Annotated in this window: 9 protein-coding genes; 7 read left to right on the top strand and 2 right to left on the bottom strand. The window is 41.6% G+C overall.

What is annotated here, in order from left to right; all coding sequences use genetic code 11:
* Positions 1 to 38: 38 nt before the first annotated feature.
* From DU53_RS10905 to DU53_RS10875, 7 genes are all read left to right on the top strand, one after another.
* Positions 39 to 1,748 (top strand): clostripain-related cysteine peptidase, encoded by a 1,710-nt coding sequence (locus DU53_RS10905; RefSeq protein ID WP_015869410.1) that lies wholly within the window; start codon positions 39 to 41, stop codon positions 1,746 to 1,748.
* 566 nt (positions 1,749 to 2,314) lie between these two features.
* Complete coding sequence (locus DU53_RS10900) at positions 2,315 to 2,809, top strand: hypothetical protein (RefSeq protein WP_015869409.1); 495 nt, start codon at positions 2,315 to 2,317, stop codon at positions 2,807 to 2,809.
* A gap of 148 nt (positions 2,810 to 2,957) precedes the next feature.
* A complete protein-coding gene (locus DU53_RS10895; protein WP_015869408.1) occupies positions 2,958 to 3,341 on the top strand; it encodes a Rid family detoxifying hydrolase in 384 nt (127 codons plus the stop codon).
* 14 nt (positions 3,342 to 3,355) lie between these two features.
* Positions 3,356 to 5,302, top strand: a complete 1,947-nt coding sequence (gene thrS / locus DU53_RS10890; protein WP_015869407.1) for a threonine--tRNA ligase — start codon at positions 3,356 to 3,358, stop codon at positions 5,300 to 5,302.
* Positions 5,303 to 5,440: 138 nt separating this feature from the next.
* A complete protein-coding gene (ade, locus tag DU53_RS10885) occupies positions 5,441 to 7,174 on the top strand; it encodes an adenine deaminase (protein WP_015869406.1) in 1,734 nt (577 codons plus the stop codon).
* A 4-nt stretch (positions 7,175 to 7,178) separates the two neighbouring features.
* Entirely contained in the window at positions 7,179 to 9,479 is a 2,301-nt protein-coding gene (locus DU53_RS10880; RefSeq protein WP_015869405.1) for a xanthine dehydrogenase family protein molybdopterin-binding subunit, read from the top strand.
* 4 nt (positions 9,480 to 9,483) lie between these two features.
* Positions 9,484 to 10,869 (top strand): PLP-dependent cysteine synthase family protein, encoded by a 1,386-nt coding sequence (locus tag DU53_RS10875; protein WP_015869404.1) that lies wholly within the window; start codon positions 9,484 to 9,486, stop codon positions 10,867 to 10,869.
* Positions 10,870 to 10,900: 31 nt separating this feature from the next.
* Here the strand turns inward: DU53_RS10875 and DU53_RS10870 are convergent, their stop codons facing one another.
* Positions 10,901 to 11,647 carry a Rossmann-like domain-containing protein gene (locus tag DU53_RS10870; RefSeq protein WP_015869403.1) on the bottom strand — a complete coding sequence of 249 codons (747 nt, stop codon included), beginning with the start codon at positions 11,645 to 11,647 and terminating at the stop codon, positions 10,901 to 10,903.
* Positions 11,640 to 13,691 (bottom strand): ABC transporter permease subunit, encoded by a 2,052-nt coding sequence (locus DU53_RS10865; protein ID WP_041288745.1) that lies wholly within the window; start codon positions 13,689 to 13,691, stop codon positions 11,640 to 11,642. Before DU53_RS10865 ends, DU53_RS10870 begins: the two co-directional genes overlap by 8 nt.
* Position 13,692 lies beyond the last annotated feature (1 nt).

Genomic DNA, 13,692 nt, shown 5'->3' with positions numbered 1-13,692 from the left:
TATTTAAATCTAATTAACTAATTTAAAGGAGGAATAAAATGGCAAAAAAGAGATTTAATCGGTTGCTGATATTCGCTGTGATATCGTTGCTTTTCGCTCTCAGCTTGTCAGGTTGTTTTAAACCAAAATATGAAGTCGTAACTTCTATATCACCTTTGGACCTTGATGTTACCATAGAAGGTGCAGGTTTTTACAGCAAAGATACTATGGTAAGTTTTACTGCTCCAAATGTTGAAGGTTACAACTTCGACCATTGGGAAGTAAATGGGGTAAATGTTGGTAATGCTAACCCGCTCGTAATTATCATTGATTCCCCTAAAAATATTGTGGCAGTGTATAGACCGCTGTACACAATAGAAGCAGACAGCGAGACCCATTACACAGGAAAATGGTCGTATATAACAGTTACCGTAAAAGACTCTTATGGAAACCCTGTTGAGAATATTGCCGTATCTCTTAGCAGTGATTATTCTGGATCAATAGCGAGATTTTATTCAGTGAGCACAGAAAAGGTGAGTGTTGATCCGATAGTTTATACAGACCAATATGGGGTTGCAACCTTTGAGGGATATTTTGTAAGCTCTGGAGAATACTCTTGTACAGCGTATTTGTCAGATGCTCCAAAGATTGATAGAGTATTTCAGGTGACTGTAAATCCCATTGATTGGCTGTTTTTAGTATATATGGGAGCGGACAACAATCTGGAATCTGCAGCTTACGTGGATTTGGGGGAAATGGAAACACTGAACAATAATGTTGCCGTGGTAGGTATCTCTGATGTATCGGATTCTTTATACGAATACTTCACAGACGATTTTTATTTCTGGTTGGATGAAACAGGAGAAATGTATACTGAAGACATCGGTAGGGAAGTGGATTCAGGTTCTCCTGCAGAATTACAACAATTCTTAGAAGACTTCTATTCCATAGAGGCGAATCATAAGGCACTCATATTGTGGAATCATGGTGGAGCCTGGTTAGATGAAGACGCAACGCGTACCAGAGGCATAATTTACGATGATACTAGTGATACATTCCTTAAAATTAAGGAAGTTCAAGATGTTTTGGAGACGGTTCTTAATGGGGAAAAACTCGACATTCTAGGCATGGATGCCTGTTTGATGAGCACCGTAGAGGTAGCTTATCAATTAAGAAACACATCAGATTATTTTGTAGCTTCCGCCTTTTCTGAACCCGGAGACGGTTGGGATTATGATTTCTTAGATGATATCGGACCTTTGGATGATGCTTATGATGTGGCTAAAAATATAGTGGACAGGTACTTCGAATCACTTCCCTATACTGTGGAATTGAGCCTTTCAGTATGGAAAATGGGATGTATGGATGAGCTATATTCGGAAATTGATAATTTTGCGCGTGAACTGGATCAGGAATTAACTGCGGATTTAAAATCAAGGATATTGAATACATATTACCCGGCAATAACCCAGTATTATGTGGATTATTATCATGGTGCCGTGTTATGTGAAATTGGCGATTTTATTGGTTACATTTACAATGATGAAGGTGTATCTCAAGATGTTAAAGACAGTGCCTACTCCGCGTGGGTAGCCCTAGATGCTGCCGTCCCGTATTCGCTAATACGCGGTGGAGGTGCTAATTCAAAAGGCGTTAGCATTTTCCTTCCGGAAACTTACGATGCTTATAATGCTTATTATTCCGCTTTTAACTTACTCGATTTCTGGTGGAATTACTGGGAGATCCTTGCGAGTCATATACTAAACTAATTAACTACAATTCCACCGGTTACCGGCGGATTATTGAATATCTGAAATTAATCGTACCTTTGTAGGAAGCAAATGATAAATGATTATCGAGCAGGGGGGAACACAAATCACCTGCTCGATTTTTTCATGTACCGACAACAACGGGGTATCAGACATAATAACTTTATAGACAGGACTCATAGATTTGAGGGAATAGAACCAATGAAAAAGGGAAATTGTTTCCTTTAATGTTCGTTTAATTTTAGAAGCGTAAACTTTAAAACAGAAGAGAACAGAATAGAATTTAAAATCAATCGAATTTCCTGAATAAGAATTCGCACTTTAGGTAAAGGCTTAAGGTCGAACAAATATTCCTGCTACAAATTTAATCGCAGTGTTATTAGAAGGGTTAAAACAGCTTAGTGACAATAGTCTATTTTTAAGAAACTTTGATTCAATCGGTAAACATAATGAACAATTTTTCTACCATTGGATAACGCACTAAATGGTCAAGAGAGGATACAATGTTTTTGATTTTATCCATTGCAATGCTATAATTATTTTAAATCTGAACGGGAGGTGAAATAATGAAAAAGGGTATTCTCATTGGCGTTCTCCTTACGCTAGCTTCTGTATTCTTTGCGGGTAACCTTTATGTTGGTTTGGGTGCTGTTGTTGATGGGGATTTCAACGTTGAACCACCTGTAATCTACTCCACTAATATTTTTGGCCAGGTTGATTTTTCGATAATCACCGCTGAAGCATACCTCGGTTATGTTGATCCGGAAACTAAAGAATTTTATTCTTATGATACTCCGGACCTTTATGTTGGCCTAAATCTGAAGCCTACACTGGGAGTTTTCTTTGGCAGACTGCAGGTTACCGTTCCAGTGCATGAACTGGAGCTTCTTACCGACGATACCTATGCTGGTCCATTCTTTGTAAAAGCCAGATTGGGACTCGGCGTAAATTTGGCACTATTCTTTATTGAAACGGGTGTTGAAGCTTTTGTAGATATTTCTGCAGATTCAGGTTATGAACCCGTTCCCTTTTACTATGCTATGCTCGGTTTAAGTTTCTAAAGTTTATATAGAATAATCTTATTTTTAAAAGACGCCCGAAAGGGCGTCTTTTTTTATCCCTGGGAAAAATTGCAAGATTCAGGTCATACAAGGCGTGGCAATGTTTGTGCATTAGGTGATATAATTGAGCAAAATGGGAGGTGGTAGTGTGTTGAGGGTTGTAAAAACTGACAAAGCACCTGCGGCAATTGGGCCCTACTCTCAAGGAATCCTTAGCAACGGATTCCTTTTTGTGTCAGGTCAGTTGCCCCTCAACCCGATAACAGGTGAGCTGTTAGACGATTTTCAATCCGCTACCGAGCAAACAATTAAGAACGTAATTTCCGTTGTTGAAGCAGCCGGTGGAAAAATCGAGGACATAGTAAAGGTGACTGTTTATATCAGGGATATGCAAAAGTTCTCGATTTTCAACGAGGTTTACAGTAAATTCTTTTCTGAGCATAAACCTGCAAGGGCAGTGGTAGAAGTCTCAAATCTTCCCAAGAATGCAATATTGGAGATTGAAGCAATAGCTAGGATTAGTAATAGTTAATAGGAGGTAATAATATGGGTTGTAAGATAGAATTGCCAGATGGCTCAATTAAAGAATACGATCATCCAGTAACTGCAGCGGATGTTGCCGCTGACCTGTCGCCGGCGTTAGCAAAAAGAGCAATTGGTGTTGAAGTCAACGGCGAGCTGTGGGATCTGACGAGAGAACTTCCAGAGGAGTGTAAAATTAATCTGATACTCGAAAAGGACCCGAGAGCGCCTGAGTTTTTCCGCCATACCTTTTCACACATCCTGGCTCAGGCGGTCATGAGAATCTACGGATCTGATAAAGTAAAACTGGGAATCGGTCCGGTTATTGAGAATGGTTTTTACTACGACTTTGATCTTGGTGATATCAGGCTGACGGAAGAGGATCTGCCAAAGATTGAAGAAGAGATGGAAAAAATCATAAAGGAAGACTTAAAACTCGAGCGTTTTGAGCTTCCAAAAGAAGAAGCGATAAAGTTAATGAAAGATCAGAACCAGCCCTATAAAGTGGAGCTCATTGAGGATCTCGAATCGGACGTAGCCACCTTTTACAGACAGGGTGAATTTGTGGATCTGTGTCGCGGTCCGCATATGCCCTCTACTGGAAAAGTAAAGTACTTCAAGCTTCTGTCCGTTTCCGGAGCTTACTGGCGTGGAGATGAAAGAAATAAGATGCTCCAAAGGATTTACGGGACCGCCTTTGCCAAAAAATCCGAACTCGAAGCATACCTTAAGATGATGGAAGAAGCCAAAAAGAGGGATCATCGCAAAATTGGACCTCAGCTTGGCCTTTTTAGTTTTAGTTATGAATACGCTCCTGGAATGCCTATCTATCATCCTAAGGGAACCATCGTGCTAAACGAACTTATGAAATTCTCAAGGGAAGTGCATAGTAAGCATGGTTATCAGGAGGTTATGACTCCGCAGATTATGAACGATGTCCTGTGGCATAGATCGGGACACTGGGACCATTACCGCGATAACATGTATTTTACGGAGAAGGATGAGCAGCAATACGCTATTAAACCCATGAACTGTCCGGGACATATATTAATCTATAAATCCCGAGCCATGAGCTACAGGGATCTGCCGTTGAAACTCTTTGAGTTTGGTAAGGTTCACCGTTATGAGAGAAGCGGTGTTTTGCACGGTCTCCTTAGAGTAAGGGGATTTATCCAGGATGACGCACACATTTTCTGTACCAGAGAACAATTAAAGGAACAGTTGAAAGACGTCATTCGGTTTGTCGATATGATCTACACTCCTTTCGGGTTTGAATATAGAGCCGACTTATGTACCCGTCCAGAAGATTTTATGGGCGATGTTGAAATATGGGATCTGGCAACGGAAGCTTTGAAAGATGCCATCGAATCTATCGGGTTGGAATATAAAGTTAACGAAGGGGACGGAGCTTTTTACGGACCGAAGATCGATTTTCATGTCACGGATTCTATCGGGAGAGAGTGGCAGTGTGCCACGATTCAGCTAGATTTCATGATGCCCGAGCGCTTTGAACTCACTTACGTTGGGCCAGACAATAAAGAATACAGGCCTGTTATGATTCATCGCGCTATTTACGGCTCTCTGGATAGATTTTTCGGTATTCTCATAGAACATTATGCCGGGGCTTTTCCAACCTGGCTTGCTCCGGTACAAGTTGTCGCTATCCCAATTTCCGATAAACACGTTGACTACGCGAGAGAGGTAGCAGATGCCCTTGCCGCAGAAGGCGTACGTGTTGATGTCGATGAAAAACAAAAATCCACAAACTACAAAATTCGTGAAGCTCAATTAAATAAGATTCCTTACATGTTGATCCTTGGGGATAAAGAGAAGGAAAGCGAAACCATAACCGTGCGCTTGAGAACGGGTAAGAATATTTATGGGATGAAACTTGCGGAATTCAGTGCTAAGCTAAAAGAAGAAATATCGAACAGGATGAGTGAATCTATATTTAAATTTAAGGCAGACTGATTGGCCATGTCCCTGCGAGAGCAGGGACTTCTTTTAAAATACAGGCTATAAGCAGCTCATTTCGGGCGTTATTAACGTTCCTTGCTTTTGTCATCCTTTGGCTTCATGTTTATAATCGACAAAAAAGGAGGGGCTACTGTGAACATAATAGACATAATTCCTGTTGCACGTGGGAAACAACCCGCTGATTTGTTGTTAAAAAATGCGCGAATAGTCAATGTGTTTAGTGGAGAAATCGAAAGGGCAAACATTGCCATTTTTCGTAAAAGAATCGCGGGGATAGGTGATTACTCTGAAGGAAAACAGGTAATTGATTTGCACGGTGCATACGTTGTACCGGGATTAATAGACGCGCATCTTCACATTGAATCTTCCATGGTTTCACCGGTGGAGTTTGCAAAAACGGTATTGCCGCGCGGAACTACTACTGTTATCGCTGATCCCCATGAAATCGCTAACGTTCTTGGACTCGATGGTGTAGAATACCTGATAAAATCCACTGAAGGAGTACCTCTCAATCTCTACATCATGCTCCCATCATCTGTACCTGCAACAAATCTGGAAAACAACGGTGCGAGGATCTCCGTCATGGATATGATAGGGTTCGTGGAGAAACATCCCCGGGTATTGGGTCTTGGCGAAGTGATGAATTATCCCGATATAATAAATGGAGATCATGATTCCATCGCCAAGATCGAACTTCTTCGCCACAAATACAAAAAAATTGACGGGCACATTCCGGGAATTTCGGGTAAGGATTTGAACGCCTATATCTGTGCCTTCATCCGCTCTGACCACGAATGTACAAATGTGGAAGAGGCAAAAGAAAAGCTTGCTCGTGGGATGCAGATTCTTGTGCGTGAAGGAAGTGTAGCGAGAAATCTCGATGAGCTTTTACCGTTAATCAACGAAAAGAATTATCCTTTTATATCTTTTTGTACTGATGACAAACATCCGAATGATATTCTCAACGAAGGTCACATAGATTATATGATCAGATATGCCATAAAGAAGGGCATCGATCCGATAACCGCTGTGAGGGCTGCAACAATCAATACGGCACGCCATTATAATCTCAGATCAATGGGTGCGATAGCTCCGGGATACAAAGCTGATTTCGTTATCGTTGATAATTTAGAAGAATTCAGGATCTCAATGGTCTTCAAAGATTCAAAACTCATCGCTGAAAACGGTAAACTCGTTATAGATATAAACCGCGAACAGTTTCCGCTCGAAGAGGTCAATACCTTCAAGTGTCCGCATATTGAAGAGAAGGATCTTGAGGTATTGAATAAAGGCGAAAATATACGTGTAATAAGGGTTTATGGAGATGATGTTTTAACAAAAGAACTTAGAATGGAACCCAAAACGAAAGATGGACGGATAGTATCCGATGTCAATAGAGATATACTGAAAGTCGCTTCCATATGCAGATATTGTGAAGAGAAATCAATGGCGATAGGGTTCATTAACGGAACAGGTTTAAAGCAGGGAGCCGTCGCCACATCAGTGGGCCACGATGCCCACAATATGTCTGTGATAGGTACCAACGACGCTGATATGGTTGTGGCTGCAAACAGGGTAATCGATATGGGAGGTGGCCTTGTTATTGCAAATTCTGGAAAAGTTCTGGCAGAACTGCCCCTGCCCATCGCGGGCTTAATGTCTAATCTCAGCTCGAAGGAGGTTGCAGAGCGCCTCGGACATTTGAAAACAGTGTTGAAAGAACTTGGATGTGAGGTCCCGGATCTCTTTATGACCCTTTCTTTTGTTCAGCTTTCGGTGATACCGGAATTGAGAATAACAAATCAGGGGCTTGTTGATGTTATCAACAATAACTTTGTATCACTGTTCATCGGAAAGGAAGGCTGACATTATGAGGACAACAGTAAAACTCAGGAACGTTATAGGAAAGAAAGTCAAAAGGGTTGATGCACTGCCTAAAGTAACCGGGCAGGCTAAATTTGCAGCTGATATGTACTTCAACAGGATGGTTTACTGCTCTCTCGTACTTGCCAGAAAACCCCACGGAGTTCTGAAGGAAATAGAATTCTCGGAAGCGTTGAAAATTCCCGATGTTATTGGTATTTACACTGCAAAAGATGTTCCTGGTGAAAACCAACTCGGTGAAGTTGTTAAAGACATGCCCTGTCTCGTTCCAGTAGGAGGAAAAATAAGGTATTATGGCGACGTTGTTGCTGTGGTAGCTGCTGAAAGTCAGGAAGCAGCTGATGAAGCTGCAAAACGTGTAAAACTGTCCATAGAGGAATTGCCACCTATTTTTAGCATTGAGGAGGCGTTGAAAGACGAAATAAAGATACACGAGCCAACGAATGTCCCGATTCACAAGAAAATAAGGAAAGGCGACGTCGAAAAAGGATTTGCAGAATCCGAATTCATTTTCGAAGACGACTTCCACGCCGATTATCAGGAACAAGCCTATTTAGAACCTCAAGGGGTTGTCGTTTTGCCAGATATTGATTACGGTTATACCGTTTATGGAACAATGCAGTGTCCATATTATGTTCAAAACAGTGTTGCACATATTCTTGGCATTGATTTAAACAAGGTGCGTGTGATTCAAACAGAGACCGGTGGCGGATTCGGAGGAAAGGAAGATGTACCTTCTTATGTCGCTAGTTACGCCGCTGTTGCTGCGTACAATACAGGCAGGCCTGCCAAACTCATATACAGCAGAGAAGTTGATATACAAACAACATCTAAACGCCATCCAATTACTTCTCACTACAAAATAGGTGTGGACAAGAGCGGAAAGTTAAAATCAATAGAGATCAAGGCCTACATGGATATGGGAGCCTACGCTACCCTATCACCTATCGTAATGTTCAGAACGCTTGTTCATGCAGCTGGTAGTTATGAGATACCAAATGTTAAAGTGGATGTTTATGGTGTCTACACCAACAAGGTTCCGCCAGGTGCTTTTAGAGGCTTTGGAAGCCCACAGGTTCTTTTTGCCGTTGAATCCATGATCGATGAGATCTCTCTAAAGCTAGGCATAGACCCAATTGAGTTCAGGTTGAAAAACACTCTTCGTGTTGGAAGCAGAACGGCCACAAATCATCTGCTCACGGAAAGTGTTGGGGCGGTCCAAACTCTGGAAAATGTCAGAACAATCGCTGATTGGGAAAATCTGAAGAAGGAAGTAGAAGAATTCAACAAACAGAATAGTTTCAAAAAACGCGGACTTGGCGTTTCACATATAATCTATGGGGTCAGCCTCGGCGCTGCCGGGCAGCACTTAGATGCTTCAGGAGCACACATACAGGTGAACAAGGATGGAACCATAGACGTAAGAATAGGCGGTACAGAAATGGGACAGGGAGCGAAAACAGTGATTGCTATGCTCGCTGCGGAAGAGCTCGGACAAAAACTGGAAAAGATCAATGTTCATCAACCTGATACCGCTTTCGTTCCCGATAGTGGGCCAACCGTCGCTTCAAGAACCACTCTCTATTCCGGAAATGCTGTGAGAATAGCTGCGAGAGAATTAAGAAAAAGATTTGTTCAACTCTTCGCCGAGATCTTTGATACCGATCCCGAAGATGTTAGCTGGGAAAACGGCCGTTATTTTGACTCCAAAGGAAATGAGCTCAGTTTTGATGAACTTGTGGAAAATGCTTATATGAAAAATGTAAAATTGAATGAAACGGGATGGTACGAGACCCCAAAACTTGAGTGGGATCATGAAACCGGGCAGGGTGAAGCCTATGTGACCTATTCGTATGCCAGCCAGATAGTTCTGGTTGAAGTTGACATGTTGACAGGCTTGACGAGAGTTGTAAAAGGATTTACAAGTCATGATGTCGGTAAAGCGTTGAACCCGGAAGGACTCATTGGCCAGATTCAGGGTGGTTTTGTTCAGGGAATGGGTTACGCTCTGTATGAGCAAATTAAGATGGATCGTGGCAAAATTGTCACCGATAATTTCAATACTTATATAATTCCGACAATACATGAAATCCCTGAAGAGCTTAAAATAGATATAGTCGAAGATGAATACTCTTCCGGTCCGTACGGTGCCAAAGGAATTGGTGAACCATCACTGATGCCAACACCTGCTGCCATAGCTAACGGTATTTCACGTGCGATTGGTAAGAGAGTAAAAAGAATACCAGCGACTGCCGAGTATATATTAAAACTCATCAAGGAGGCATGAACGAATGAAGAAGCTTGTGCTTGGTCCAACATTTGAAGAAATGTTGCATCCCGATAAGATCGACCCAAAAATCAGAAAGAAAGCATGGGAAATGAAAAAAGAAGACCCACTCGATCCAATCAATTTTTACAATATTTCCTGGAGAGATATCAACAACAAAGTTTATCACGTTGTGCTTCCCAAGGAACTAACAGGTGTGGATGCGAATATAATCGTCCTATATGGTAAGGAATTCCCCACAGGAAGCCATAAAGTCGGTGCCACATACTCGATACTTATGGAAAAAAGCCTTAGAGGTGAAGTTGATCCGACGTATCACACCCTCGTTTGGCCATCCACAGGTAATTACGGAATTGGTGGAGCCTGGGTTGGATGTAGAATGAAGTACGATTCAGTGGTTATCCTACCTGAAGAAATGTCACAAGAGCGCTTCGATATCATAAGAAGTTATGGTGCAAGAGTAATCGCAACACCTGGTTGTGAATCCAACGTCAAAGAAATTTATGATAAAGCAAAAGAGCTTAAAGCAGAGAATCCAGAAAAAGTCAGGGTATTGAATCAATTCGCCGAGTTCGGTAACTATCGTTTCCATTATTATGTCACAGGTAACACGATGATCGAATTGGTAAAAGAACTCGGAATCGGTAACGGAAAAATTGCTGCTATCGTTGCTGGTGTTGGTTCTGGTGGAACCATCGCTTGTGGTGATAGAGTGAAAGAGGTCTATCCCGATGCTAAAGTTGTCGCGCTAGAACCTATACAGTGTCCAACGATATCTCTCAACGGTTACGGTGGACACGACATCCAGGGAATCGGAGACAAGCATGTTACATGGATTCATAACGTACTGAACAACGATGCTGTTGTTGCAGTCGACGATGTGGAATCCAAAAAGATGTTGCAGGTTCTAACGGATGAAGAAGGTAAGAAATTCCTAAAGGAATTCCTTCCAGAAAAAACAGTAGAATTCCTCTCAACAGTCTTCGGTATTTCCGGTGTCGCAAACGTAATTGGTGCTATCAAGATGGCGAAGTACTACGGATTCACTTCAGAACACAATATCTTCACCATAGCAACCGATAATATTGACCGCTATCATTCCGTCATGGAACAGATGACGAAAACCTACGGAAAGCTCGACAGGGGCGAAGCAAAACATCGGTTTGAATCCATATTCCTTGGAGCAAAGACTGATTGGATATTCGAAGGAACCGTGGAAAACAGAGAAAGATGGCATAATCTGAAGTACTACACCTGGGTTGAACAACAGGGGAAAACGGTTGAAGAACTAAACGCACAGAGGACTCCGGAATTCTGGCAGAAAGAGAGAGACGAAGTTAAAGTAACCGATGAAATGCTGCTAGATTACAGGAAAAAGTACGGAGTGTGATAAAAAAGGCGGCATAAAGCCGCCTTTTTTATTATAGAATAAGCGTTACTTTCTTTGCAGCTTTTAGCCTGTATAGGTTTTTCGTTCCTCCTGCTCGCGAAGCTACCTTCATTGCCAATTCTGGATTGACTATTCTTGCTCCACCTATTGCCTTCACCACATCCGGATAAACCTCTGGAACAAGTGGTGTTGAAGGTCCAAAAACCACTACTCTATCAGTATTCACAGAATTCAATATGCTGTCTATTGTTCTGTTCATCATCGTGGTTCCCGTAACAATAACAGCCGTACATTCTTTCAACTTCCACGGGATAGCCCAATCAGGAAGATATCCTTCTCCCGAATGCCTTTCAAAGATCAATAGCCCTTTTACCTTATCTTTCAATTTCGATGTTAAAGGTTTGAAATCACCTATAAAGCCAACAATGTCATTTTCCTGAATGTTCAATATCTCGAATATATCTGATTGTGAGACAGATTTTTCTTCTAATTCAGCGTTTACGAGAGCATTCGCGGCGGCAAGTGCGAGGCTGACCGTTATAGGATGATGAATATAACCAAGCTTCAAAAATTCGGGAAGGGTACAGGGAGTTTCAAAGAGCTCGTCGAATAGGGTACAACCGGAAGGAAGCTCATCCCTAAGAAGGTGAGCCACTCCAACGTTTCCGGAGGAGAGCTTAACAGCTGTCATTCCAGTACCCACGACATAATCAAGTACCGACAAGTTCTTTCCTTTGTTTGCTGCAATCTCGAGCACTCTATCAAAAACGCTATTCATAAGTTATTCCCCCCTCAGCGAGATTCTTCGAGTAGAGATATTTTTGATTTAGTTTATATAAGAACAGCAACGGTATAATCCCTATTATAGAAGCAGCACCAAAAAGATTCCACCGTGTGTAAAAACTGCCTATTTCCCCTGCGTAACTGAAAACCTTGAGAGAGAAAGGCATTAATTCGCTTTTGTCAATAAAAACGAGAGGAACAGTAAAAGCATTCCATGAACTAACGAGCACATAGATAAAAATCCCGGAAATGACAGGCAAACTCAGGGGTAACACGATTCTTGAAAAGTATCTTCCTTCACTCATTCCTTCCAGTTTAGCTACTTCCCTGAATTCTCCTGGCATTTTTGAAAAGAATGTACTCATTGTTATTACTGTAAGCGGAATCGCTTGATTTGCGACCACCATGGCAATACCTATCAATGAGTTCAAAAGGTTGAGTTTGTCAAAAAGAATGTATAGAGGTAAGAGTGTATGCATACCCGTATAGATTCCACCAAACAGAACTACAAGCATTATGAAAGATGCTGCCTTATTTTTTCCGCGAGAATACAGATAGCTAAAGGGTAACGCCGTCATAAAAAGAATAGTGGTACTGAACATCGCGATTTTCAGGGTGTTCAAAAGGTTAAACCATAGTCGATGCCTGAAAAAGACAGTTGAAAAGTTCTTGAACGTTAAATCCGAAAGTTTCGGTAAAACGGTGTTCTTTCCAGAAAGGGCAAGTAATATTATGTAAACAAGTATAACGAGGCTGATAACTCCCGGAATCCATTTTAGAATCGATTTAAGGATTTTGGGGGGTGAGAAATTAATAACAGGCATTTTGTATCTCAATGAGAACAGCACAGCAGGAACTGCGAGAAAAGTTGCTGGATTTATGCCTTTCCATCCAGCAGACCAGATCGAATGTATACAAAATACAACATCCAACAACACCAATACAGCAGACAAAATTCTAAAGGCTTTTTTGAATCGAGGAACCAAAAATGTACTAAAAAGATAACCAGCCGCAAGCAAATAAGGCCAGAAACCTATTTTAAGGTAATAACCGATGAGAAAATGTGAAACACCTGCAAGAGGCATAACGTAATGGTGACGCCTTGGAACTTTTGCTCGCGAACTCAAGGCGGCAATTAACCACAACAGAGTTATCACTCCAACGACAGCCGAATATGCCGAGAGTATTCCATAATCTTCTTCGATACTGAACTTTCTATACAAAACTATTCCAAGAAAAGAGGTTGACCCTACAATGGTATTGGGTGTAAATCCTCCAGGCAACAGCGGTCCGTCACCACTCAACAAAAATGCCGTTGAAAAACCCTTGAATGCTCTGGCAAGCTGAAAAAAGTAATATGGAATCAAAAGATATCTGATCTGTCCAAAAAGCATACTGTTGATGGCGGTATCTTTAGCCCCATCTATAAGCAACATGTCGTCAACATCCCTGGGGACACTCTGGAGCATGGCTATAATTATCATCGTACTCATGGGGATCGATAACCACACACTGACAAAGAGAGTTACAATGAAAGCAGACAAAGGCTGGGTGGTGATGTCTATGGTAGTACCGAATAGTAAATTGAGTATAAAATTAAACGGGGAATTGCTTCCATAACCCTGTACAAACGCTCTCCATGCGGAGACGCTTATAAAAGACGGCATGAACCAACCTATACCGATTAAAACCAGAATAGCTTTGTTGACTTTTGATGTTTTACGAAGGGAGACTGCTAGCAAAAAGGAAATTGCTATCTCCAATGAGACCTTCAAGAATGCCCATAAAGATGTTATCTGGAAAGATAAGCGCAATCCGTTGTCTTCAAAAACAAGTTTGTAGTTATGAAATCCAACCGCTTCAGGAACCTCGTCAAAGGCTCCATAACTGAAGAATGAAATAACGAATGCCCAGATCAAAGGAAATACAATAACAATGACAACAAGAAACAAAAGCGGAAGGGCCATCGATATGACCCTTCGCGAAAATATAGCGATTAAAAAGAGTATTACCGTCAGTCCGAGAAAAAGTTCTGCCATA

The organism is Kosmotoga sp. DU53 (assembly GCF_001639905.1).
GTDB classification, from domain to species: Bacteria; Thermotogota; Thermotogae; order Petrotogales; family Kosmotogaceae; genus Kosmotoga; species Kosmotoga olearia.
This window is presented reverse-complemented; position numbering and strand designations above follow the sequence as displayed.